Source organism: Sorangium sp. So ce726 (genome assembly GCF_051521405.1).
Taxonomy (GTDB): domain Bacteria; phylum Myxococcota_A; class Polyangia; order Polyangiales; family Polyangiaceae; genus Sorangium.
Window position 1 is genome coordinate 2,701,203 of the sequence record NZ_CP150349.1, and the last position, 22,638, is coordinate 2,723,840.

The 22,638-nt window shown below is 71.7% G+C and carries 22 protein-coding genes; 13 read left to right on the plus strand and 9 right to left on the minus strand.

All coding sequences use genetic code 11. The annotated features are described in order from the left end of the window. Positions 1-184 precede the first annotated feature (184 nt). The gene (locus tag WME79_RS10300; RefSeq protein WP_437534539.1) at positions 185-745 is read right to left on the minus strand and encodes an NADPH-dependent FMN reductase; all 561 of its coding nucleotides are present in this window, start codon (positions 743-745) and stop codon (positions 185-187) included. Between the two features lie 346 nt (positions 746-1,091). Between WME79_RS10300 and WME79_RS10305 the strand changes: the two genes are divergently transcribed. Both WME79_RS10305 and WME79_RS10310 read left to right on the plus strand, forming a co-directional pair. Further along, positions 1,092-1,325, plus strand: a complete 234-nt coding sequence (locus WME79_RS10305) for a hypothetical protein (RefSeq protein ID WP_437534541.1) — start codon at positions 1,092-1,094, stop codon at positions 1,323-1,325. 268 nt (positions 1,326-1,593) lie between these two features. Beyond that, complete coding sequence (locus tag WME79_RS10310; protein ID WP_437534543.1) at positions 1,594-2,565, plus strand: alpha/beta fold hydrolase; 972 nt, start codon at positions 1,594-1,596, stop codon at positions 2,563-2,565. A gap of 153 nt (positions 2,566-2,718) precedes the next feature. On the opposite strand, the gene WME79_RS10315 is transcribed toward WME79_RS10310, so the two are convergent. Further along, positions 2,719-3,171 carry a type II toxin-antitoxin system Phd/YefM family antitoxin gene (locus WME79_RS10315; protein ID WP_437534544.1) on the minus strand — a complete coding sequence of 151 codons (453 nt, stop codon included), beginning with the start codon at positions 3,169-3,171 and terminating at the stop codon, positions 2,719-2,721. On the opposite strand from WME79_RS10315, the gene WME79_RS10320 reads away from it, so the two are divergent. Then, positions 3,170-4,138 carry an NAD-dependent epimerase/dehydratase family protein gene (locus tag WME79_RS10320; protein WP_437534545.1) on the plus strand — a complete coding sequence of 323 codons (969 nt, stop codon included), beginning with the start codon at positions 3,170-3,172 and terminating at the stop codon, positions 4,136-4,138. The two genes, WME79_RS10315 and WME79_RS10320, sit on opposite strands and share 2 nt — an antisense overlap. A 9-nt stretch (positions 4,139-4,147) precedes the next feature. Here WME79_RS10320 and WME79_RS10325 read toward each other — a convergent pair whose 3' ends face one another. Then, positions 4,148-5,035: a hypothetical protein gene (locus WME79_RS10325; protein WP_437534546.1), complete on the minus strand. Its 888-nt coding sequence runs from the start codon at positions 5,033-5,035 to the stop codon at positions 4,148-4,150. Positions 5,036-5,479: 444 nt separating this feature from the next. Here WME79_RS10325 and WME79_RS10330 point away from each other — a divergent pair, with 444 nt between their 5' ends. Continuing rightward, complete coding sequence (locus tag WME79_RS10330; protein WP_437534548.1) at positions 5,480-6,403, plus strand: Rieske 2Fe-2S domain-containing protein; 924 nt, start codon at positions 5,480-5,482, stop codon at positions 6,401-6,403. Positions 6,404-6,426: 23 nt separating this feature from the next. Here the strand turns inward: WME79_RS10330 and WME79_RS10335 are convergent, their stop codons facing one another. After that, positions 6,427-6,567, minus strand: a complete 141-nt coding sequence (locus WME79_RS10335; RefSeq protein WP_437534550.1) for a hypothetical protein — start codon at positions 6,565-6,567, stop codon at positions 6,427-6,429. Positions 6,568-6,650: 83 nt separating this feature from the next. Between WME79_RS10335 and WME79_RS10340 the strand changes: the two genes are divergently transcribed. From WME79_RS10340 to WME79_RS10360, 5 genes are all read left to right on the plus strand, one after another. Next, positions 6,651-8,111 (plus strand): DUF692 domain-containing protein, encoded by a 1,461-nt coding sequence (locus WME79_RS10340; protein WP_437534551.1) that lies wholly within the window; start codon positions 6,651-6,653, stop codon positions 8,109-8,111. 3 nt (positions 8,112-8,114) lie between these two features. Continuing rightward, the gene (locus WME79_RS10345; RefSeq protein WP_437534552.1) at positions 8,115-8,861 is read left to right on the plus strand and encodes a nucleotidyltransferase domain-containing protein; all 747 of its coding nucleotides are present in this window, start codon (positions 8,115-8,117) and stop codon (positions 8,859-8,861) included. Next, complete coding sequence (locus WME79_RS10350; RefSeq protein WP_437534554.1) at positions 8,858-9,895, plus strand: hypothetical protein; 1,038 nt, start codon at positions 8,858-8,860, stop codon at positions 9,893-9,895. Before WME79_RS10345 ends, WME79_RS10350 begins: the two co-directional genes overlap by 4 nt. Continuing rightward, positions 9,879-11,288, plus strand: a complete 1,410-nt coding sequence (locus tag WME79_RS10355) for a hypothetical protein (RefSeq protein WP_437534555.1) — start codon at positions 9,879-9,881, stop codon at positions 11,286-11,288. Before WME79_RS10350 ends, WME79_RS10355 begins: the two co-directional genes overlap by 17 nt. An 87-nt stretch (positions 11,289-11,375) precedes the next feature. Further along, complete coding sequence (locus tag WME79_RS10360) at positions 11,376-12,422, plus strand: TauD/TfdA family dioxygenase (protein ID WP_437534557.1); 1,047 nt, start codon at positions 11,376-11,378, stop codon at positions 12,420-12,422. An 87-nt stretch (positions 12,423-12,509) separates the two neighbouring features. On the opposite strand, the gene WME79_RS10365 is transcribed toward WME79_RS10360, so the two are convergent. Beyond that, positions 12,510-12,890, minus strand: a complete 381-nt coding sequence (locus WME79_RS10365) for a DUF6176 family protein (protein WP_437534558.1) — start codon at positions 12,888-12,890, stop codon at positions 12,510-12,512. A 189-nt stretch (positions 12,891-13,079) separates the two neighbouring features. On the opposite strand from WME79_RS10365, the gene WME79_RS10370 reads away from it, so the two are divergent. Next, a complete protein-coding gene (locus WME79_RS10370) occupies positions 13,080-13,691 on the plus strand; it encodes a hypothetical protein (protein WP_437534559.1) in 612 nt (203 codons plus the stop codon). 241 nt (positions 13,692-13,932) lie between these two features. On the opposite strand, the gene WME79_RS10375 is transcribed toward WME79_RS10370, so the two are convergent. Next, entirely contained in the window at positions 13,933-14,544 is a 612-nt protein-coding gene (locus tag WME79_RS10375) for a hypothetical protein (protein WP_437534560.1), read from the minus strand. A 724-nt stretch (positions 14,545-15,268) separates the two neighbouring features. Between WME79_RS10375 and WME79_RS10380 the strand changes: the two genes are divergently transcribed. Both WME79_RS10380 and WME79_RS10385 read left to right on the plus strand, forming a co-directional pair. Continuing rightward, positions 15,269-16,828, plus strand: coding sequence for a hypothetical protein (locus WME79_RS10380; RefSeq protein WP_437534561.1), 1,560 nt, complete (start codon positions 15,269-15,271; stop codon positions 16,826-16,828). Next, positions 16,828-18,012: an ARPP-2 domain-containing protein gene (locus WME79_RS10385; protein WP_437534562.1), complete on the plus strand. Its 1,185-nt coding sequence runs from the start codon at positions 16,828-16,830 to the stop codon at positions 18,010-18,012. The genes WME79_RS10380 and WME79_RS10385 overlap by 1 nt, the downstream gene beginning before the upstream one ends. 42 nt (positions 18,013-18,054) lie before the next feature. Here the strand turns inward: WME79_RS10385 and WME79_RS10390 are convergent, their stop codons facing one another. Then, positions 18,055-19,206: an alpha/beta hydrolase gene (locus WME79_RS10390; RefSeq protein ID WP_437534563.1), complete on the minus strand. Its 1,152-nt coding sequence runs from the start codon at positions 19,204-19,206 to the stop codon at positions 18,055-18,057. 159 nt (positions 19,207-19,365) lie between these two features. Continuing rightward, positions 19,366-20,211, minus strand: a complete 846-nt coding sequence (locus WME79_RS10395; protein WP_437534565.1) for a class I SAM-dependent methyltransferase — start codon at positions 20,209-20,211, stop codon at positions 19,366-19,368. A gap of 73 nt (positions 20,212-20,284) precedes the next feature. On the opposite strand from WME79_RS10395, the gene WME79_RS10400 reads away from it, so the two are divergent. Continuing rightward, positions 20,285-20,725, plus strand: a complete 441-nt coding sequence (locus WME79_RS10400) for a helix-turn-helix domain-containing protein (protein WP_437534567.1) — start codon at positions 20,285-20,287, stop codon at positions 20,723-20,725. A gap of 36 nt (positions 20,726-20,761) precedes the next feature. Here WME79_RS10400 and WME79_RS10405 read toward each other — a convergent pair whose 3' ends face one another. Beyond that, a complete protein-coding gene (locus WME79_RS10405; RefSeq protein WP_437534568.1) occupies positions 20,762-22,156 on the minus strand; it encodes a DUF2252 domain-containing protein in 1,395 nt (464 codons plus the stop codon). Between the last annotated feature and the right edge of the window lie 482 nt (positions 22,157-22,638).

The window sequence follows — 22,638 nt, forward strand, 5'->3', positions numbered from 1 at the left end:
CGCGGTCTCAGGCGCCGATTTCCTCTCCGCAGGGTCCTCCTCGTACCCTCCTGCACCGTCCGCGGTAGAATCGGCGAATGCCACGAGACATCCCGTGATTCGCTACCATTTCATCAAACAATTCCGTCGCGACGCGGCTTGGCGCGCCTGACAGGGCCCTTGAGGCTCCGCGAGCGCGCTTTGCTCACCCGGTACGCAGCGTCTTCATCGCGCCGCCCCACGCGAGCAGCTGATCGAGCAAGGCACCGACGGACTTCTCGTGGCGGGGGCGGGGCTTGAACACGCTGAAATTCTCGAAGTCGTCGAACAGAGAGAGCATGACCTGCGCGCGCACGTCCGCGATCTGGAGCTCGGCCATCACGAGCCGGAGGTGCTCGACGGCGCGTGAGCCTCCCGCGCTGCCGTAGCTCACGAAGCCAGCTGCCTTGTTGTTCCACTCCTTGAACAGGTAATCGATCGCGTTCTTGAGCGCGCCCGAGGTGCCGTGGTTGTACTCCGGCGTGACAAACACGAAGGCGTCGAACGAATCGATTTTTGCCGCCCACGCCTTGGTGTGAGGCTTCGTGTACTGTCCCATCGACGGGGGCACCGGCTCATCGAGCAACGGCAGGTCGAAATCCTTGATATCGACGAGCTCGTAGTCGGCGCCGCCTTTCTTCGTCGCCACGTCGTGCACCCACTTCGCGACAGCCTCGCCGTTGCGGCCCGGCCGCGTGCTCCCCAGGATGATCGCCACCTTCAACATGTCTGCGCTCCAAGGCAATAGCCCCTCTCGGCTCGAGCCAACAGGCGGCGTGATGCGCATTCCCACGACACCGCGGTGGAGAGGAGGGGCTTCACGAGGTTTCTACCAGCTCGACGCTACTACCAGCCAGGCAGCCTTCGCGCCAGCCAGGCGTCGCGGGAGCGCGCGACCCTTCGACCCGCGGGCCGCCGCTCCGGACCGCTTCAGCCGCAGGCGCCAGGGCGGTGAGGCCCGTCACGGGCAGGCGGGCCCCGCCATCGGCCTTGCATCGGTCTCGATCCGGATCGACCACGCGCCCGGAGCAGGGGGGCGCGCCGCGGGCTCGCCCGCCGGCGGCAACGTGGTCGTGTCCCGCACGCGCGACGGCGGCAAGACCTGGGACGTGCTCCGCAATGGGCTCCCGCAGCGCCACGCGTACGACCTCACGTTCCGGCACGCCCTCGACATCGATGACAGCGGCGATCGCCTCGCGTTCGGGTCCACCACGGGGTCGCCCTGGATCACCGAGGATCAAGGTGATTCATGGCAATCGATCTCAAGCCACTTCCCTCCGATTGACTGCGTCCGGTCCATGGCATGACACGACGCGCGCCGTCGCGAACGCGGCGCCGCGCGGCCTGTCTCCTGTGTCGACACGCGCCGGCGTCGGAGATTTGCTTAGGTCGTTTATAATTAGTATTTACTTGCGGTCGTGGTCCGTTCGTGAACAATCAGCTCGACGGCGCGGCCGAGAGGATCGTCAATCCAGGCGATCGCCGCGGTCGCGTTGAGACTCTTCCTTTTTGCCGTGGCGGCGTGTTCTCGAGGGGCAGCCTCGCGCGCGCGGCCGGCTGTGGAGATCAAGAGCCATGACCGACAAGAAGCAAGGAGCGCCTTCGTTCAACTCGACCCCCACCCGTCGCCAGGTGCTGAAGCAGGCGGTGGGCCTCGGCGCGGGGCTGGCCGCCACGAGCTTGCTCGGTGGAGAGGCCTCGGCCGCGCCGCGCATCCGCTCGGGGACCTTCACGACGAGCGACGGGATCGCCCTCAACTACCTGGAGGCGGGGAGGGGGAGGCCGCTGCTCCTCCTGCACGGGTGGTCCCAGTCGGCCGCGCTGTACAGTGCGCAGATCCTCGCCTTCGCGCGGCACCACCATGTCTTCGCGCTCGACTGGCGCGGACATGGCGAGTCGGAGAAGCCCGAGCACGGCTACCGCATCGCGCGCTTCAGCAGGGATCTTCACGAGTTCATCTGCGGGATGAGGTTCAAGCACCTCTCCGTCCTCGGGCACTCGATGGGGTGCGGCGCGCTCTACAGCTACTGGGACAACTACGGGGGTCGCGACCTGGACCGCCTGATCCTTGTCGACGTGGGCCCTGCGATGACGGCCTGGCCCGACTGGTCCGCGGAGGAGGCGGCCGAGGCGGGGGCCCTGTTCACCCCGCAGACGCTCCACGAGACGGCCGCCGCGCTGCGCGGGCCCGACGGGATCCCCACGACCTACGGGCTCCTGGCCACCATGTTCACCCCCGGCTACCCGGCGGATCAGCTCGCCCTCGTCGTCGAGCAGAACCTGAAGCTCCCGCGCGAGTACGCCGCCAAGCTGCTCGTGGACCAGGCCGAGCAGGACTGGAGAGACGTGATCCCGCGGATCGACGTGCCCACGCTCGTCGTCGGCGGAGAGGCGAGCATCTTCAACCCCATCTCCCAGCAGTGGGTCGCCGACCAGATCCCCGGCGCCGAGCTCATCCTCTTCGGCGCGGATGAGGGGGGCAGCCACTTCATGTGGCTCGAGAACCCCGAGAAGCTCAACGAGGATGTCCTCGACTTCCTCGGCTGAGCTGCGCCGCCTCTGAGCGGCTGTCGCGCGGGGCTGCGCGGCGATACCTGACTTCGCTGTCGATACGGTGATTCGGCGCCTACATCTTCTTTCTGCTCGACCCGCTTTTCATCGGCTCCGAGATCGTGGAGGTTTCGAGCAAGGAGCGCCGGCTTACAGCTTGACCTGACGACCCGGCGAACGGTCGCGAACGGACGCGGCGAAGTCGCGCTCCTGGCCCACCTCCTCGAGGGCGTGCCTCTTCCGGAACGCACGGTACGCGTCGCCGAAGCTCGGTCGAGCCGAGCGCAACCGCTCGAATTCCTCCCGGGACAGGACGACCGCCACGGGGCGACCTTGCCGGGTGAGCTCGACGACTTCACCCGCTTCCGCTTGCTCGATGATGGAGGGGAGATGCGCCCGAGCCTCTGCGACGGAGTAGCGACGCGCCATTCCAGAGATGTACATTCGTGCAACCGGGCGGTCCAGCCAGCCGATTGACCGCGGGCACATCGATTCAGTCAACTCCTCCCCGGCCGTTCGAGCCGTTCGACCACTGCGCCCGTCCCGGGGCCGCCGCTGGCCGCATTGGACATCCGGTGAGAGAGCGGGCATCGTGGCGGCCATGAAGGTCTTCGTTACAGGGGGCTCGGGGTTCATCGGAGGCCATCTCATCGAGGGGCTCGTGCGCGCCGGTCACGAGGTGAGCGCGCTGGCGCGCTCGCCAAAGAGCGCCGACGTCGTGCGACGTTATGGCGCGGCGCCGGTCGCGGCCGACCTCGGGACGCTGAAAGGCGAGGACCTCGCGGGCGCCGAGGCCGCGGTGCACTGCGCCGCGTATGTCGAGGAGTGGGGGACGCGCGCGCAGTTCTGGGAGGGCAACGTGGAGGGGACGGCGCGGGTGCTCGACGCGGCGCGCGCCGCCGGCGTGCGTCGGTTCGTCCACGTCGGCACCGAGGCGGCGCTCTTCGATGGCCACGATCTCGTCGATATCGACGAGACGCACCCTTATCCCGAGAGGCAACGCTTCCTGTACTCGGAGACGAAGGCAGAGGCGGAGCGGCGCGTGCTCGCCGCGAACGATCCAGGCGGCATGACCACCGTCTCCATTCGCCCGCGCCTCGTCTGGGGTCCAAGGGACGCGACGGTGCTGCCCATCGTGCTGCGCATGGCGCGGGAGGGGAGCTTCGCCTGGCTCAACGGCGGCGGCGCGCGCACGTCGACGACGCACGTCGCGAACCTCGTGCACGCGCTGCTGCTCGCCCTGGAGCGCGGCCAGGGCGGGCGCGCCTACTTCGTCGCCGACGACGGCACCCACACGTTTCGCGAGTTCCTGACGGCGCTGGCGCGGACGCAAGGGGTGGCGCTGCCCGGGCGCAGCGTCCCCAGCGCCGTCGCCCTCCCGCTCGCGGCCGCGATCGAGGGCGCATGGCGCCTCCTCGGCGTCCGCCGGGCGCCGCCGATGACCCGCTTCGCCATCGCCATGATGTCGCGCTCGGTTACCGTGAAGACCGACCGCGCCCGCGACGAGCTCGGGTATGCGCCTGTCATCGGCGTGGAAGAGGGGCTGGACCAGCTCGCGGCGGCGCGCTGAGGGGTGCTTTTAGTTCGCACGAGCGCCGCGGCGCTGCGCGAACAGCCAGCGCCAGGTCGCATCCTCGGCGTAGACATCGATGAACACGGCGTGTCCGCCGCGCGCGAACTCCGTGAGCGTGAGCGCATCGTCCGCGGACGCGTCGGTACCGGGACGCCAGACGACCCGGCCGCCATCGAACACCGCGGTCGAATCGGACCCCGGCGGATAGCTCAGCATCGGATTTTCGCTCGGGGCACCCCGCAGCGCGGCGATGGCGGACACCCAGGTCGCGGACATGTAGTTCGGCACGATCTCGTCGTCGAAGGCGTGGAACGCGCGCACCGGCAGCGTGCGCAGACCCGCCGCGAGCTCACCCGTCTGCGGGCAAGCACCGCAGATGGGCAGCGCCGCCGCCAGCCGCTCCGGATGGACAGCGGCGTAGCGCCACGTTCCGCATCCACCCATGCTCAAGCCGGTGAGATAGATGCGGTCGCGATCGATCTCGTGCGTTGCGAGCAGGTAGTCGAGGAAGGCGTCGATCGTCGCCGGGTCCCATTCGCCGGGCGACTGCGGCGCGGCGATCAGCACGCCGGCGTCGACGAGCGGGGACGACGTGCCGAACAGGCGCGCGCGCGCCAGGTAACGCAGCGGAGGCAGGCGGTGGATGATGGCGCGCGGGTCCCTACCGTCACCGCGGCTGCTCCCGCCGTGCAGCACGAGCAGGAGCGGGCGCGGCCCCGGCTCCGGCGGCACGTACTCGACATATCCGTAGGGCGACGCCGTGGACCCGATGGGATGCGCCTGCATCATGAGGACGGGGATCACGTAGCGCAGCGCGAGCAGCACGAGCCCCGTCGCCGCGACGGCGGCCTGCGTCGCCCTCCTCGCGCGGCGAGCCCAACGCGGTCCTGGCACGCCCACGAGCCTACCGTGCGCCGCGCATGAGGGCCATCAGCGTACTGCGCTCGGCAACTCCCGGCGCGAGCGCAGCTCGCCCACGGGCGGTGGGGTACTTTGGCCGAAGGTAGGGACTTTTGAGCCGCCAAGACGCCAGAAGGCGCCAAGAAAAATACAAAAATTTTGGCGTCTTCTGGCGTCTTGGCGGCTCGATCATTCCGGCACGGTGGGGGAGGTGCCCCGCCACCCGCCCGGGCTGCCCAGCAGCTCGCGGCCGGCCGTTCGCCAGGCGCGCAGCGCGCCGCGCGTGAGCGTGCCAGTGCCTCGGCACACTCACGCCTGCGAGGTTTGCTGGTAGAGTGACGTTCTCATGCCACGATCACCGGCACGATGAAGCCCCTCCGCCCGGCGCTGCACGAGCGCGCGGGCGGCCCCGACAGACGCTGAGCCGAGGAGACCCACGTGAGCGCTCGAATCCCTCTTCAGCCTTTCCCCCGAGGCTGGTTCCAGGTCGCCACCTCGGACGAGCTGTCCACGGGCGGGCCCATTTCGCTCCGCTGCTTCGGGCAGGATCTGGTGCTGTTCCGGACGCAGGACGGCGAGGCTCGGGTCCTCGACGCCCACTGCCCTCACATGGGCGCGCACCTCGGGGTGGGCGGCCGCGTCGAGCAGGGCGGCATCCGGTGCCCGTTCCACGGATGGGTGATCTCCGGCGAAGGGAAGTGCGTGCACATCCCTTATGCGGACACGATCCCGCCGAAAGCGAGGACCCGCGCCTGGGAGGTACGGGAGCTCGACGGCCTGATCCTGGTCCACCACGCGCTCGGCGGCGAGCCCGCTGCCTTCGAGATCCCGCCGCTCGCCGAGGCGCGCTCGACGGAGTGGTCCCCGAAGCTGAGCAAGCGCTGGAGGGTCCGGACGCACATCCAGGAGACCCTCGAGAACATCGTGGATCCGGCCCACTTCGTGACGGTGCACAGCATGCTCGAGCCGCCCCGGACCGAGATCGAGATCGAGGGCCACGTCATCCGATCCAGGTCGGCGGTGAAGCAGAAGGGCCCGGGAGGGCAGGTGGTCGACGGCACGATCACATGGGAAGGCCACGGCATGGGGTACGGGACGATCCGCTTCACCGGCATCGTCGAGCTCCTCTTCGTGAACACGGTCACCCCGATCGACGACGAGCTCGTCGACATTCGCTTCGCGTTCTGGCTGCGCAACGACGGCGCGCAGCGCCTCGGCCAGGCCCTCGCTGCGGAGATCTGCCGGCAGCTCGAGGAGGACATCCCGATCTGGGAGAACAAGATCTACCGCGCTCAGCCCGTCCTGTGCGCCGGGGAGAAAGGCATCATGACGTTCCGCAAGTGGAGCAGTCAGTTCCTCTGACGCGCGGGGCGCGGCGGCGGAGCCTATCCGAGCAGGGTCGGATCGACCGGGAGCTGGTTCAAGGGCCGCAGCACCTTGCCATCGAGGAACGCGCGGATGTCCTCGACCGCCTGGCCATAGAGCAGGCGATAGCCCTCCTCGCGCATCGGTGCTGCCTCTCGCATCTCGGGTGAGCTCGACTTCTAGCCGATCCCGATGTCCTCTGTTCCGGATCCCTCCGCGAGGGCAGACTGAGGCAGGTCTCCGCGTGCTCGTGCCCGCCCCCAGCTCGCCCCTCTCCTGCGTCGGCGCCGTCGGCGTCGGGTTCCGCCCCGAGCTCGCCGCCGATCTGCTGTCCGCGCCCGGCGCGGTGGACTTCGTCGAGGTCGTCGCCGAGGCCTGCTTCGCGAGCCCGGCCGCGCGGCGCGAGGCCTCGGCCATCGCGCGCATCTGGCCGGTCGTGCCCCACGGCGTGAAGCTCTCGCTCGGCAGCGCCTCGGGCATCGACATGGATCGCGCGCGGCGCCTCGGGGCGCTCTGCCGCGAGCTCTCGGCCCCGGTCGTGAGCGAGCACGTCGCGTTCGTGCGCGGCGGCGGCCGGGAGATCGGCCACCTCACCGCCCTGCCGTACACGCTCGAGGCGGCGCGCGCCGTCGCGCGGAACGTCGCCGCCGCCCGGCGGGCGCTCCCGGACATCCCCCTGCTGCTCGAGAACGCGGCGTGCACGCTGCGGTTCCCCGGCGACGCCCTCGGGGAGGGGGACTTCTATGCCGAGGTCGTCGCCCGCACCGGGTGCGATCTGCTCCTCGACGTCGGCAACGTCTATGCGAACGCCGTCAACGCAGGCGTCGATCCCGGGGAGCTCGTCGGTTCCTACCCGCTCGAGCGCGTGGCGATGCTCCACATCGCCGGCGGCGTCGTGGAGCACGGCTTCTACTTCGACACGCATGCCCATCCGGTCCCCGCGCCGGTGTTCGATCTGCTTGCTCAGGTTTTTGCTCGCACCGGGCCGCTCCCGATCCTCCTCGAGCGCGACGGTGACTTCCCGCCCTTTGCCGCGCTCGCGGCCGAGATCGCGACCGCGAGGGCGATCGCCCGGTCCGCGCCGTCCCGACCGACGTTGACCCGACCCAGGTTGGCCGGGCCCACGCCGGCCGAACCCACGTTGGCGCCGACCCGACCGGGGTTGCCCGCCTCTCGCGCCGCCTTGCTGCAAATTTCTGCCGACGCCTCACCCTCAGAGGCGTCGGCGCTCGCCGAGGTCCAGGCCCGCGTGGCCGAGCTGCTCACCTCACCCGTCGATCCGCCGCCGGAGGCCGTGGCTCCGTTTGACGCCAAGGATGTCGCCCGGTCGCGCGCGATCCTCCAGCGCAAGCGCGTCGACGACGCGCTCCCGCTCTTGCCGCGGCTCTCGTCTCACCGCGAGGCGGCCGCGCGCCTCGGGGCCCGGTGTGTCGAGGCGTCGCCGCGGGCCCCGAGCCTCACGGCGGTCGCCGACGCGCTCCGCATCGCCGCGGCGGCGGTGGACGACGCCCGGCTCGCGTCCGAGGCGATCGTGGACCGCCTGCTGCTCCGCGCCCGCTTCGTCGGGCCCGCGGGCGACGGGAGCGTCAGGCCCAGGCTCCTGCCGTTCATTCGGCGAGAGCGGCTGCCGGGAGGTCGGGTAGTCTGGGCGATCAAGGGGATTGGCTCGAGCGCCGAGGTCCGGCTCATCGAGCCGCGAAGGTAGACCATGAACGAGGGATCCATCGCCACGGGGAGCGCCGTCTCCAGGTTGCCGGCGCCGGTGCAGGCGCGGCTCGTCGAGCTCAAGGAGAGCCTGGGGCGGACGCTCGGCGACGAGCTTTCGTGCCTGCTCGTGTACGGGAGCGCGGCGCGGGGCGGCTACCGCGACGGGCAGAGCGACGTCGATCTGATGGTGGTGCTCAAGGAGGCCTCCCGCCAGAGCCTCGACGCGATCGCCAATGCGCTCCAGATCGCGCGCTACGCTGCCCGCATCGAGGCGATGATCCTGACCGAGGCCGAGATCCCGAGGGCCGCCGACGTGTTCCCGCTGCTCTACGACGACATCCGCCGGTGCCACGTGCTCCTCTCCGGCCGCGACCCGTTCTCGGCGCTCGTGATCGACGGCAAGAACCGCCGCCTGCGCGTCGAGCAGGAGCTGCGCGAGGCGCAGATCCGCCTCCGGCGCGCGGTGGTCGACGGGATGGGCGCGGACGACGCGCTGAAGGGCGCGGTCTCCCGCAAGGTGAAGCAGATCCGCGGCCCGCTCCACGCCCTGCTCGGCCTGCACGGGATCGAGGGCGACGATCATCTGGGCGCGGTGCTCGCCGGAGCGGGCAAGCTCCTTGGCGTCGACGTGGCCCCGCTGCAGCGCGTCCACGAGGCGCCGGGCGCGGCCTACGCGGCGCTGGCAGAGCTGCTCGCGCGCGCGGTCGACGACGTCGACCGGCTGGAGCACCCGGAGGAGGCGCCATGATCCACGAGATCTTCGACTTCTTCCCGTTCAACATGGGATCGGGGCCGGCGTTCCTGTTCTTCTATCTGGCGCTCTCGATCTCCGGCCTCATCGTCGCCATCCTGGTGCGCAGCGCCGTCGGCGCCTCCCTGGATCGAGCGGGGCAGGCGAGCGTCCCCGCGGGGGGCGCGTCGTACCGCTCACCGGCGTGGCGGCGGCGGCTCTCGGCGGGCTGGATCCCTCAGCCGGACGAGTACTGGGCGATCGCGTACCTCCGCGACGAGAACAAGGGCGTCGCCGCCACGCTGATCGCGGTCGCGATGGGCGCGGGCTGGCTCGTGCCCGCGGGCGACGCGAAGGACGCGCCGCAGGCGCTCCACCTCGTGGTCGGCTCGCCGCCGCCGGACCGGGTGCTCGCGGCGTTCTTCAGCTCGCTCTCGTCGAGGGGCGCGCACGGCCAGCAGACGGTGACGCTCTCGCTCGATCAGGTGCGCACCTCCGCCAACCAGATCGCGGCCCGCTTCGAGCAGGAGCTCCGCTTGGAGCTCGCCGCCGCAGGGATGCTCCGCCCGCGGGGGACGATGACGGCCCTCTCGGCCGTGGTGTGGGCGATCGGTATCGGCGTGCTCGGCGTGGGGCTGATCCGCGCCATCCGCGCGGAGGAGCTCGACAGGCCGTACTCGTTCCTGGTGGTGGAGATGATCGCGCTGCTCGTCGCCACGTGGATCGTGGCGCGGACCGCGAGCGCCTACAGCACCATGAAGTCGGACTACCTCCGGTGGCTCGACGACTCGACCGTCTCGCTCCGCTCCGACGTCGCGAGCGGCCGCCGCCGGGAGGCGGTGGACATCGGCTTGACGGTCGCCGCGAGCGGCACGGCGGCGCTCGCGATGTCGCCGCTCTTCGGGCCGATGGTCTACGCGATGACCCCGCCCCCCCCGGTCTCGACGGGCGGCTCGTCCGGCGGATCGAGCTGCAGCTCGTCGAACTGCGGGGGCGGCGGCGGCTGCGGCGGCGGCGGCGGCTGCGGCGGTGGTGGTGGCTGCGGCGGGTGACGCCCGCTTCGAGGTGCTCGACGCCCTCGGCCTGTGCCGGCTCACCCGGCGCACCGGCGATCTCGACGGCGCGGTGCCGCTCCGGGTGGCGAAGGCGTGCGTGCCGCTGCTCGAGGGCAACGCGTTCGGGCTCCAGATCACGCTGGCGCGGCCGATCGAGGTGCGGCGGCGCCTTGGGTCGCTCCGCGCCGAGCCGGCGGGCGAGCACCGCGAGGCGCTCGCCCGCGCCCACCGCGCCGCGCTGACCCGGCTGGTCTCGCAGGGCTTCCTGGCGCCGGAAGGGGCATGGCACCGGGCGCTGCGCGGCGGCCTCGCCTGGACGAGCCGGAAGGGGCTAGGGCCGCCCCGCCTGCGCCTGTGGACCGGGCTCCTGGTGCGCCCCGACCCGGGCCTGTGGCTGCGCGTCGCGGGGGCGGCGAACCGCCGGAACGCGCTCATCGAGGTGAGCGAGGCGTACCTCGCCGACGACGGCGCGTTCGTCCCGCTGGTGGTCGAGCTGCGCGTCCGCGATGAGGCCCCGCAGCACCTGCAGCTCGAGGGGGAGATCGGCTGCATCGCGCCGGTGCTCCCCGACGTGCAAATCGAGGCGTGCTCGCTCGCGGACGCGCCCGAGGTGGGGCGGGCGCACGCGGAGTTCTACGACGCGAAGTACTTCGCGGTGAAGAAGGGCCAGGTGACCCGCAAGTACCGGCGGCTCGTGGGGGGCACGGCGGGTGGGCGGAACGCGGGCGCGGGCGAGGGGAGCGCGGGCGAGGGGAGCGCGGGCGAGGGGAGCGGCGGCGAGGCGAGCGCGGGGCCGGCGCGCGTGCGGCTGGTCGTCGCCGGGCCGGCGGCGCCGGAGATCGCCGAGGTGACCGAGGTCACGACCGCGGCCGGGCCGGATCCGGTCCCCTGGCGCGGGGGTGCTCGGCGGCTTGCGTCGATCGTGGTGAGGAACGCCGTCCCGTTCCGCGCGACGTTCGACGGGCACACGCTCGCCGTCGCGCCGGAGGCGCCGCGCCTCGCCGAGGGGGCGGCCGCGGTGGAGCGCACGTTCGCGCGGACCTTCGGCGACGATTTCATCGCCGCGAACCGCGGGGCGCTCTGGTACCTGACGAAATACTTCACGCCGCATCCACCGGGCGAGCCGCACTTCTTCGTGAAGCCGTGGGCCTTCACCCGGACGCCGCCGGGCTGGTCGAGCCTGCTCGACGGCGTCCACGGCGACGGCTACGACGTGATGCGCGGCGTGGTCGCGACCGACGCGTTCTTCGCGACCCCGGCGGTGTTCCACGTGCGCCGGCTCGGGGCGCCGATCGAGGTGCCCGAGGGCGCGCCGTTGCTCCGGATCGTGCCCATCCCGCGCGATCTGCTCCGGGCCGGCTTCCGGGAGGCCCGCTTCCTCGATGCGTGAGCGGGGCGGACGGCGCGGCCATCTGGTCTGTATGTACTGGATAAACATCATGATTTTGCCCTTCGAGCGCCCTGGCGGAGCGCGCCCATGAGCGAGCGATGGATCTGGCCCGGGCCGGAGGGCGGTCCGGCGAGGCTCTTCGGCGAGCTCGCGGCGCGCGGCTTCTCGGTCCTCCGCGGCGACGCGGCGCTGGCGCCCGAGGAGGCCGCGCGGGCGCCGTGGAGCTTCGCCGAGCGGCTCCTCGGGGCAAGGCCGCTCCTGGTGGAGCGGCAGCCGATCAAGGCCGTGCCGGGCGGCAGGTCGTTCGCCGCGAGCTCCGCGGCGGCGCCGCTCCACACCGACAGCCAGTGCTTCGCGGGCGCGCCTCCGGCGGTGCAGATCATGGCCTGCGTCAGGCCGGCGGAGCGCGGCGGCGGCTGCCTCCTGCTCGACGGCTGGCCGCTGCTCTCGGCGATCGAGCGCGCCGATCCCGAGCTCTTCCGCGCGCTCTTCACGGTGTACAGGCGCATCCCGTTCGTCTTCGGCGACTTCTTCGGGCCCACGGTGTCGCTGCGCGGCGGCGCGCTCGCGCTCACGCACGCGCCGGTCGTGCCGCCGGGGGACGCGCTCGCCGCGCGCCTCGCGCGGTTCGTCGAGGCGTCGCGACGCGAGGTGATCGAGCTGTCGCTCGGCCCGGCGGACATCCTGGTCGTCGACAACCGGCGCATGCTGCACGGGCGGCGGGCGTTCGAGGGGGCGCGCGAGTTCGTGCGGCTGCTCGTCTGGACGGAGGCGCGGCTCCCGTCGCCGCCGGCGTACAACGCGCTCGCCGCGGAGGTCGCCGAGGCCGCCGCCCGCCGCCTCGCCGAAGGGCCGCGGGCCACGCAGCGGCGGCTCGGCCTCGGCGCGCCGCCGCCGCCCGAGGCCCGCCGCCGTGTCGGCCTGGTCCTGGAGATGCTGCGCGGCGTTCCGCCGGGCGTCCTCGCCGCGCGCGAGCGCATCCCCGAGCCCGAGCTCTACCGCCTCCGCGACGCGGCGCTCGCCGCCGCGGAGGCGGCGCTCTCTGGCGACGCGGAGGGCGCGGACGACGGCGCGCTGGCCGAGGCGATTGCGCGGATGAACGCCCTCGACGCGAGTCGTGCGTCGCGCAGGTGATGGACAGGCACGTTCGCTGGGTTTCCGAGTTAGACCGGCGGCGTGCTGCCTGCATGAAGGGGCAGCATTCTCTTCTCGAGAGGCCGGCTATGGAGAGCCGGGCCCCGATGCTTCGGGGGCTTCGAGCTCGAGCAACACGTCGAGAGGTCGGGCGCGTGCGACGTCCCAACACTCCGCGATGATGTCCCTGGTGGCCTTGTCGATCGCGAGATCCGACGAGGCAAATGCCTGCTGTGCGCGCGCCAGGTCGTGTGCGCGCATATAGAATACGATCGAGTCCTCTGTCTCACCCTGCTCCAGGAAGATGGCTTCTGCGCAAACGCCCTCGATGCTCATCGACTCCAGCATCTCTCGCTTCCTGCTCTTTGCTTCCCGCATCCAGTCGACGAAGCGCTGGGTCTTTCCGGCGAACAGCGGTATTCTGACGCATTGGGCTTGCATCAACGCCTCCGTGAGTTCGATCAGCATACGTTCCGGGGTAGGGCCCGTCCATGCGGCAAGCCCAGGGCGTCGTGATCGCAGGGGCGCGCCACGTCGCCGAATCAGGGGGATGCAGGCTTGCCGCGAGATGTCACCGCGCGACCAGCGCACCCGGCCGCGTCCCCGCGCGCGCTTCGGTGTTGGTGCGGCGCGGCCGCCGGGATACGCTCTCGAGGCATGGCGTCACGTCTTCTCGGAGCGGCCGCGCTGTGCGGGATCGCCCTCGGCTGCGCGGCGTGCAAGCCGGCGGCTCCGCCGCTGCCGGCGCATGTCCGCATCTCCATCGACGGCGCCGTCATCAGCCCGGCCAAGGCGGACGGCCGTCAATGGGACGGCATGAGCGCGGTCCCGGCGGAGGCGCTCACCGCCATCGGCGGCCTGCTCCGCACGAAGCACCCTGTCGCGGCGGCCGCCAGCGTGGCCGGCTTCGCGGCGGAGGCGGCAGGGGCGGGGACCGAGCCGCCGGAGCCCTTCGGCTCGGCGGAGCTGTTCGTGGGCGGCCGATCGCTGGGGAGGCGCGCGCTGGATCGCCCGGGGCAACGCGACACCTGCACGCCTGGATGGAACGGTCCGCCGACCTGGTACCGCGTGCCGCTCACGCCGGATGTCCACCTGAGCGGTGAGCTCATCGACAGGGATCTCGTGAACGACGACTTCATCGGGAGGTTCGCGATCCACCACGGCCACCTCATCGAGGCGCTCCGAGCGCGCACGGTCTATCCGGTGGCGGTCGACAACCAGGCCGCCGGACAGGTGCTGTTCGTCTGGATCGAGGTCTGGCCGGAGTAGAGGCCTGCTGGACGCCGGAACGGGCCTGGCCGGAAGTTGCCTGAACTCAATGGGTTGCGAGGCCCGACCGATCTGCCGGGAAGCAAGCTCCAGGGGCAAGGAAGGCGGGAAGAGCTAAACCGCAAGGGGCGCAAGGGGCGCAAGGGACCAGAGACGAGATATTTTCTTGTCTTCCCTTGCGCCCCTTGCGGTTTCTCTTCCCTCCTGTTGATTTCCTCGGGGCTGGCTCATCGTCGGTGCTCTAGGGCAACGCCGCAGGCACCGCTTCGACCCGCGTGCTGACGACCCTCCGGCGCTGCGCGCCGATGTTCGCGAGATCGAGGAGAAACGTCAGCTTGGGCAGCTTCAGGCCAGGCGACGGCGCGAGATGAGGTGACCTGAGGTGATCGTCCAGCGAGTCTTCGCGGATGATCGGCCTGCCGGCTCCAGGTTTCATCGTCGGCGTCGGGATCCCGCGCGACGTGCCATCCGGCATGACGACCCGGCTGGTCACGTGGACGGTCACCCTGCTCCCGGCGGCAAAATCCCCGTTCATCGCCAGCGCTCGCCCGGAGAAGCGCTTCAACACGGCCTGGGCGACGCGCCGATAGTCGTCGCCGGTCCCCGTGTTTGCCTCCAGGAAGCGCACCGAGACCAGCCGGCCCTTCGCGTCCAGCGTGAGCTCGAACGAGCTCTCCGAGTCCGGCGGCACGACGGACGACGACACCTCCTCCGCGACCGCCGAGGCGAGCACGCCCGCCGCGGGGAAGACCAGGACCGGCTCTCGCTCGTGTTTGCCCGCGTCGCTCCGCGCGGGGCGCTCCTGGACCGGGCGAACCGGGGCGAGGGGGCGCTCGGGAGCGCGGGGATTCACCGGGGGCTCCACCGGCAAGACGCCTGGCAATGCCCAGATCGGCGCGCCGCCCAGGCCCGGAGGTGCCGCGGCGGGGGGAGGCGCGTCGGGCGCGCTCGGCGGCGCAAGGCCAGTGTTCGGGGGGACGTGGGCAGCGTCCGGATGCACCTGGGCAGCGTCCGGGGGCGCGTGATCGTGGGTCGCCGGGCCGGAGCGCGATACTCGTGCAGGAGGCGCCTCGGGCAGCGCTCTGCCGCGCTCTCTCGGCGCGGCACGGGAGAAGCCAGGATCGATGCCCCTTGCCAGGGCGAGGTCCTGGCGGGGCTCCGCCGCTCGGGCTTCCGGCGTCCTGGGTTCGTCCAACGAGACGTCGAGGTCCAGCACCAGGAGCGGATCGAGCGGGCCATCCGCGCCGGCCCGCGCCGGCACCGCGAGGCTCTCCGGCACGAGCAGACGAGCCGCGACGATGCCGCCCGCGTGGAGGAGGAATGCTGCCAGCAGAGAGAGGGAGCCCCGTCCGCGCACTGGCCGAGGCGACGGTATCATGTGGGCGCGCTTCCGATGGTCTCACACCGGCGTCGGAAACAGGCTCCGCGCTCCGCGTGGCGCTCCAGTCAGTTCTGCGAGCCGCCCCTCCCGAGGTATTCTGCCCGTGCCGCCCGTGGGACTCCGGGGCGATTTCCGATCCCAGTCTGGAAACTGTCGTAGGTTGATCGCCCCACCATTCCCCGGGCGGCTCTTTGCCATGCTCACCGCCCCTCCCGCGCCCCCCGCACGCTTCCACACCGAGCGCGTCGAGCGCGAGGACCTCGTCATGTTCATCAACGCCTGCTTCGCGTGCACCGGGCAGGCCGAGTTCTATGGCACCTCCGGAGGCCAGGCCGTCTCCATCGAGTTCCTCCACGAGTACATCCTCGGCAATTACCGCCGCCTCTACGCGCGCACGCTCGCCGCCGGCATCAACCACTTCAACCAGGCGCGCATCGCCGTGAACCTCCTCGCGACCGGCGCCGAGACGCCCGCTCCCGACCGGCGCGAGGAGGGCTCGCTCATCGCGGCCGCGCTCCGGGACCTCCCGCCGCAGCGCGCGCTCCGGGCGCTGCGCGAGCTCCGGGAGCGCCGCGTGAACAACCGCCGCGCGCGCGCCGTCATCCGCGGCTACCTCGCCGGGCGGCCCGACCCGGCGTTCGACGCCGTCAAGTACCGCGGCCACGTCCGCGCGCTCGCGGTGCACGCCCACCTCCAGCTCCCCGGCGAGATCGGGCCCTTCCTGTTCGAGCCCAAGCGCCGCGCGCCGTTCGAGACGCCGCTCCTCGAGCGCGCGCGGCAGGCGCGTTATGCGAAAGAGGCGATCTTCGACCTGCCGCTGACCGTCGCCGAGGGGCTCGCCGCCGCCCGCGGCGTCTCTCGCGAAGAGCTCCTGCGCCGCGCCGCGCCGCGCATGACCGAGGGCGAGCGCCTTCGGCTCCAGCGCGCCGCCGGGCGCGAGGACGTCGACCTCGCCGTCGACCTCGGCCGCGCCCCGCTCACGCGCGTCGCGCTCTACGCGCTCTCGCTGCCCGAGAAGGTGCGGCGCGAGCGCCGCGACGAGCTCCACGCGGCGCTCGAGCGCGCCGCCGCCCGCGCGCTCAGGAAGAGCCCAGCCGCGCTCGGGCGCGTCGCCGCCGTGCTCGACCGGAGCTACTCGGCGTCCGGATCGAGCGAGAAGCGCCGCCGCCCGCTCGCCGTCGCGCTCGGCGTGAGCTACCTGCTGCGCGCCGCCGCCCGCGAGTACCGCGCCTTCTGGACCGCGCCCACGCCCGACGAGATCCTCGTCGGCGCGCGCGGCCAGACCGATCTCGCGACGCCGCTGCTCGACGCGCTCGCCTGGCGACCCGACGTCGTGGTCGTCCTCTCGGACGGCTTCGAGAACGACCCACCCGGCGCCGCCGCCGAGGTCGCCCGCTGCTTCCGAGCGCGGCTCGACCCGGGGCAGCGCACGTCGATCGTCCACATCAACCCCGTGTTCGACAGCGAGCGCTACGCACCCCGCGCGCTCGGCCCGTCGATCCCGACGGTCGGCCTGCGCGACGCCGAGGACCTGCCGACGGTCCTCGGTTTCGCCCGCTTTGCCGAGGGCACGGCGCCGCTCGCGGAGCTCGAGCGCTACCTCGCGCAGCGCGCGACAGCGCTGCTCTCGCGGCACGCCCGGACGCCGGGCGCCGCGGAGCCAGCTGCGGATGCGGGGCCGGCAGGCGCCGCGGAGCCGGCAGAAGCCGTGGAGCTCGCAGAAGAGGCGCCCGCCGCGGCGCTCGAGGTGCCCTGATGGCCAAGGCGCCGGCCCTGCTCCGGTCGCTCTCGCTCCGGGGCCTCTCCGCAACGCACGCCCAGGTCTTCGCGGGCGTGCGCCTGGTCCCGCTCCTCCGGGACGCGCCGCGGGACGACCTGCGCATCGCCGGCCGCAGACACGAGGACGCCTGGTCGATCGTCGATCTCGGCGACGGCAGGGCCTACTGCTCCTACGTGCCGCACGCGCTCGTGATCGGGTGGACCGAGGACGGCTCGCCGGTCGCGTCCTACGGCGCGGCGCTCGCGGGGCCGGAGGTCCGAAACCCGCTCAGCAAGTGGGGCTGCGGCGTCCAGCTGCTCCACCGCATGGCCCGGCGCGAGGCCCGCGGCGAGGACCCGGCCGAGCGGAACCGCCTGCGCCTCTTGCCGCTGCACCTCGCGATGGAGGGCTTCCTCGCCCTGCACTTCAACGCCCCCGAGATCGCCTGGTCCGAGTACTCGCGGCGGGCGATCTCCCGCGGTCTCGACCCGCGCACCGAGATGTCGCTCTCGGGCCGGGCGATCCCGAGCCTGGAGGACGCGCTGCGCGTCTTCGAGATCCACGAGGGGCAGTGCGGCGTCCTGCTCTTCGTCGGCGAGCTGCTCGCGTCGGTGTTCGTTGTGTCGCACCCCGACGACTACCGCGCGCTGCACCGCACGCTGATCGAGGACTTCTACGAGCAGACGCTGCTCTATGCGGCCCGCCACAACGGCGACAGCCAGGCGTTCGAGCACACCTTCGACGCCGCGCAGATCGGCTCGCTCGACGACCTGCGGGCCGCGCTCGGCCGGGCGCGGGCGGAGGCCGGCGCGCTGCACGTGGACACGGCCGCGGGGCTTCTCGGCCGGCCGATCGCGGCGGAGCGCGTGTACCGGGCGGGCCCGTTCTCGCTGCAGCGGTTCATGACCGAGCTCGATCCGGCGCTGGACAACCACATCGGCGAGGCGATCGTGCGCGAGGACGGCACGCTGGAGTACGCGAAGACGTACCGGCTCTCGGCGGGTCAGGTGAGGCGCGCCCGGCTCCTCCAGCAGCTCGCGGCGCACGGGTGGAACCTGGTCGCCACCGCGGCGGCGCTCCGGACCACACGCGACCAGCTGATCCGGCGGATCGAGGGCGAGGGGTTCGGCTACCTCATCGCGGAGCACGTGCTCAAGGCGGCCCTGAAGCGGACGAGGTGAGCGCGCTGTTCGAGGCGCTCACCGAACTGAGCGCGCCCGCGGTCAGCGCTGCTCGTCGCGGGGGCGGAGCTGGAGGTCCAGGAACCGCGCTATCACCTCGTGCGCGAGCGGCAGGTTTCCCACCTGACAGTGGCTCGCCGCGTGGTCGGCGGCCGTGAAGATGCGGGCCGTCACCGACCGCGCGCCCGTGAGCGCCTCCATCTGCTGCGTGAGCTGGTGGAGGGGCACGATGTGGTCGGCGGTCCCGGCGAGGAGGAGCACGTCCTGCCGCACGCGCGGCGAGGCCGCGCGGGTGTTCATGGCGCGCAGCCAGCGCACGAAGTCCGCCGGCGTCCGCGAGCCGCTGATGTGCTGCCCGTGCGCCAGGGCCCACGCCGCCTCCGGGCCGGCGCTCGCCAGCGATGCGAGCGTCGCGTTCACGGCGTCGTCGTCCCCGGCGTCGCTCTTCTCGGCGAGGGCGCGGGCCAGCGCCGGGGGCAAGCGGGCAGCGAAGCAGTCGTAGAAGTCGAAGAGGATGTTCCAGGCGACCACGCGCTCGATCCTCGGCTCGTGGGCCGCCGCGCGGATCCCCAGGCAGCCGCCCAGCGAGAGCCCGATCAGGCTCGCGCGCTGGATGGAGAGGTGGTCGAGCACCGCCGCGACCGGCTCCTCCCAGGCCGGACTCATGGTGAGGCCGTGCCGGCGCAGGGCCGCGCCCTGGCCCGGCCCCTCGAACATGACGACGTCGAAGCCCTGGGCCGCGAGATCCGGCCCCCAGAAGAAGAACTCCTCGATGTAGGAGTCGAAGCCGCCGTGGAGCACGATCGTGTCCCGCGCCGGCCCGGGCGCGGCGAAGCGCACGGCGGGGAGGACCCCGCCCCGGAACGGGACGTCGCGCCGCTCCAGCGGCAGCGCCGCGGCCACCCGATCGAAGTGCGCCCGGTAGGCCTCGTAGCAGCGACCCTTCTCGGGATCGCCGAAGGGCAAGAAGAACTCCGCCGCGCGGAAGTAGCTCGACGCGTGGAGGTGCCGGCCCTCCGCCCCGGTGCGCTCGGCGAGCGCGCGCATCGCGCGGCTGAAGTCGGCCGCGGAGCTCACCTCCCCGGCGAGCTTCGTGACCTCCGCCTCCTCCATCACCGGGAGCCAGCGGTTGAGCTGGTAATTGAGCGCCACGTCGCGGTGAAAGGACCGGTAACCGATCGGGTAGTCGACCATCTTCGCCTCCGTGCGCCGCAGGGGACCCGCGGGCGATGCCAGCGGTCGGAGTCAAACACCTGTTGGGTTCCGGGCAACGAAATCAAGGCGGAAACCATGAAAATCGCTTCTGTTTCCGGCGACGGCTCGTTGTCGACCGGCTTTTCTTGCAGGGTCTCTCTAGGCGCGCGCGCTCACGAGCCAGCAGGCCGCGGTGAAGCGGGCCGCACCCTCGCGGACGTACGCGTCGAAGGCAGCGCGAACCGCTTCGGCCGTCCGGGCGCGCGTCGGCTCGTCCGCGTCCCGCAGCGCCTGACCCACCGGTCCGAGCCGGGTGACGTAGGCGAGCAGGTCCTTCTCCGCGACGCCGCTCGGCACGTCGATCGCGCGAACGTCGACGTCGGTCCAGCCGCTCGCGTCCAGGATCCGCTGCACCCGCTCCCTGTCCGCGAAGGCGAACGGGCCGGGTGCGTCGGGGTCCGGGACGCGCAAGGTCGGCAGGAGCGGGGCCGCAGCGCGCGCGGCCTCGGTCATGAACGGATTCTCGTCCGCGCTGCGCCATGCCACGAACGAGAGCTTCGCCTTGCGCCGGGCGGCGCGCCTGATGTTGGCGAACGCCGCCGCGGGATCGTCGAAGAACATCACGCCGAAGCGCGAGATCACCGCGTCGAACGTGTCCTGCTCGAACGCATGGGTCTGCGCGTCGGCGTGGACGAACACGGCGGACGCCAGGCCCTCCGCGGCGGCGCGTGCCCTGGCGGCCGCCACGAGCGGCCCGGAGATATCCACGCCGAGACAGAGGCCCGCTGGCCCGAGGCGCCGCGCCATCGCGAGGGTCGTGGCGCCCGCGCCGCAGCCGACGTCGAGGACGCGCCCGCCCTCGCCGGGGAAGCCCTCGTCGATGAGCGGCGTCGCGAGCGGCGCCATCATGCCATCGAGCACTTCCTGCATTTCCACCCAGGTGCGCCCGCTGGCCTCGTTCCAGAGCGCGGCCTGGTCGCGATTCGGCTGATGGGCTTCGGACATCGGAGTCTCCTTCGGTTTGCAGTCGGAACTCATGTGCCGTAATTTGCAAGTTCAAGTCAACTTGAGGTCAAGCGTGAAACAGCTGGACATCGCGGAGGTGGCCCGGCGCTCCGGCGTGCCCGCCTCGACCCTGCGGTTTTACGAGGAGAAGGGGCTGATCGCGTCCACCGGGCGGCGGGGCTTGCGGCGCCTGTTCGACCCCGGGGTGCTGGAGCGCCTGGCGCTGATCGCGCTCGGCCAGGTGGCGGGGTTTTCGCTGGACGAGATCGCCCGGATGTTCTCGCCCGACGGCCGGCCGCGCATCGAGCGAGAGCGGCTGACGGCCAAGGCCGAGGAGCTGGACCGGACCATCCAGCGCCTGGTCGCCCTGCGCGACGGCCTGCGCCACGCAGCGGCGTGTACCGCGCCGAGCCACATGGAGTGCCCGCGCTTTCGCAGCATCGTCCGGCTCGCCGGCACCGGTCGCCTCGAGCCGCTTGTGCAGAAGGCTCCCCGGCGGCGGCGCTCTGCCTGAGTCTGGCCGGATGCCGCCAGCGCGCCGGTCAGCCGGTTAGAAGTTGGCGTAGAAGCTCGCGTAATCCAGCGCGACCTGGTCGGCGTAATCGAGCGCGATCGCGCGCACCTTGGCGCGGAAGCCCGCGTGATCCCCGTCGGTGAGGGCGTCGATCTGCACGTCGACCGAGCCCGGAAACACCGCCGCGTCCCAGTCGTTGTCAGCGCGCGCGTGCTGCGTCGCCAGGATCTCGCCCCACTGCTCTGCGAGGTTGGTGAAGCGGGTCATCGTCGAGAGGTCCGCGGTGTCGAAGGTGTCCTTGTAGGGCGAGCGCTCGCGCACGCTGTAGCTCTGTCCGTCGGAGAGCGTCATCCAGCCGAGCAGGTCGTCGACCCGGTAGCCGAGCGCCTTGTACGCGAGCACGGTCCGGTACGCCTGATTGCCGCCGCTCGCCGCGTTCGTCTGCGAGATGGCGGCGGCGGCGATGCCGGCGAACGCGCTCGGCGCGCCCTGGGCCTTGACGTCGAGGAGGCGATCGTCGTCCTGCCCCGTGGTCGGCCCCTCGATCAGCACATAATACCGCGTCACGCCGAGCGAGCCGATGCCGCTGTGAAGCCGCTGGGCCACGCCCTTCACCGCGAAGTAGGCGGCCGGCAGCCCGGCGCCGCCGCCGCTCAGGGTGGCGCGATAGGCCGATATGTGGCCCCGGACGTCGGTGTCGACGGCCGCGGTCACCGCGGCGAGATCCGGATTGCCCCCCGTGTCGAGCGTGCGCACGCCGCCGACCTTGATCGTGAAATCATCGAGCATCTCGGTCCGGCTGTTCGACGACTCGACGTCGTCGAGGAAGTCGTCGAGCAGGCCATAGGTGTTGCTCGCCGTGAACTTCAGCGTGGTCTCCTGGCTGTTCCCGGCGTAGCTCGCGATCGCGTCGAGGTACGCCTCGGTGAACGCGTCGAGGAGCGAGCTCTGGTTGGCGAGGCTGAAGCCGCCGTTCTCGCGCGCGACCAGGGCGAGGCTCGTGGCGAGCCGCCAGACGTCGAGCTGGTAGTCGCCGATGACCGCCTCGTCGAAGTCGTTGATGGCATAAACGACGTCGCCCTGGTCGTCATCGAACGAGCCCATGTTGTTGACGTGCATGTCGCCGCCCAGCCACGTCCGGGTGGAGCTCGCGCCGCCATACGTGAGGAGCTGGGACGAGCTGCCGAGATCCTTCCAGTAAAGGTGGTTCGAGCCGCGGAAGAATGTGAAGGGGGACGCCTTCATCTCCGCGTATTTCTCGGATCGCGCGCTCGAGGGCAGGCCCGCGTTGGCGCTCGTGATCTCGGTGACGACATAACTCGTGCGGCTCGAGGCCGCCGAGCCGGGCGCGGCGGTGAGGGCGATGGCGGAAAAGGCGGCGGCGGCGCAGCAGCGGTGGGTGACGAGCGCTGGAATCGACGGTCTGGACATGGGCTTGCTCCCGGGGGCGATCGTGGCGTCGTACGTCGAGCGCGGACCGCACAGCAAGCGCCCGCGCGGGATGACACGAGCGCGATGCCGTGTCGTCATGCGACCGCCGAGGGAGGGACATCGGTGGTCTCTTGCAGCAGCGGCGACCGGTGCACGCCGCGCCCGGCCCGTGCCTCCCGCCGGTCCCGGAACGAGTTTGAACCGCCAAGTCGCCATAAGACGCCAAGAACAACACAAAAATCTTGGCGTCTTATGGCGACTTGGCGGTTCCATGATTCCGGTACGGTGGGAGAATTTCCCTGCCACCCAACACAGAGCGCTGGCGGAGCGTGGGGCGCTCCCGGGGTAGCGGGACCGGGGCGCGTACCAGGTTGCGTCCTGCTACCGTCGCGCTCGAGGCGAGCGAGAGGGCGAGCGAAAACAGGAACGGGAGCGGGAAGAGGCCAAGTTGAAGCAGGGAGTGGAAGAGGAGCGGCGGGTGG

Coding starts and splice junctions, on each gene's coding strand:
- WME79_RS10300 (WP_437534539.1), bottom strand. CDS start 745: ATGTTGAAGGTGGCGATCATCCTGGGGAGCACGCGGCCGGGCCGCAAC.
- WME79_RS10310 (WP_437534543.1), top strand. CDS start 1,594: ATGACCGACAAGAAGCAAGGAGCGCCTTCGTTCAACTCGACCCCCACC.
- WME79_RS10320 (WP_437534545.1), top strand. CDS start 3,170: ATGAAGGTCTTCGTTACAGGGGGCTCGGGGTTCATCGGAGGCCATCTC.
- WME79_RS10315 (WP_437534544.1), bottom strand. CDS start 3,171: ATGGCCGCCACGATGCCCGCTCTCTCACCGGATGTCCAATGCGGCCAG.
- WME79_RS10335 (WP_437534550.1), bottom strand. CDS start 6,567: ATGCGAGAGGCAGCACCGATGCGCGAGGAGGGCTATCGCCTGCTCTAT.
- WME79_RS10345 (WP_437534552.1), top strand. CDS start 8,115: ATGAACGAGGGATCCATCGCCACGGGGAGCGCCGTCTCCAGGTTGCCG.
- WME79_RS10350 (WP_437534554.1), top strand. CDS start 8,858: ATGATCCACGAGATCTTCGACTTCTTCCCGTTCAACATGGGATCGGGG.
- WME79_RS10360 (WP_437534557.1), top strand. CDS start 11,376: ATGAGCGAGCGATGGATCTGGCCCGGGCCGGAGGGCGGTCCGGCGAGG.
- WME79_RS10365 (WP_437534558.1), bottom strand. CDS start 12,890: ATGCTGATCGAACTCACGGAGGCGTTGATGCAAGCCCAATGCGTCAGA.
- WME79_RS10370 (WP_437534559.1), top strand. CDS start 13,080: ATGGCGTCACGTCTTCTCGGAGCGGCCGCGCTGTGCGGGATCGCCCTC.
- WME79_RS10380 (WP_437534561.1), top strand. CDS start 15,269: ATGCTCACCGCCCCTCCCGCGCCCCCCGCACGCTTCCACACCGAGCGC.
- WME79_RS10385 (WP_437534562.1), top strand. CDS start 16,828: ATGGCCAAGGCGCCGGCCCTGCTCCGGTCGCTCTCGCTCCGGGGCCTC.
- WME79_RS10390 (WP_437534563.1), bottom strand. CDS start 19,206: ATGGTCGACTACCCGATCGGTTACCGGTCCTTTCACCGCGACGTGGCG.
- WME79_RS10395 (WP_437534565.1), bottom strand. CDS start 20,211: ATGTCCGAAGCCCATCAGCCGAATCGCGACCAGGCCGCGCTCTGGAAC.
- WME79_RS10405 (WP_437534568.1), bottom strand. CDS start 22,156: ATGTCCAGACCGTCGATTCCAGCGCTCGTCACCCACCGCTGCTGCGCC.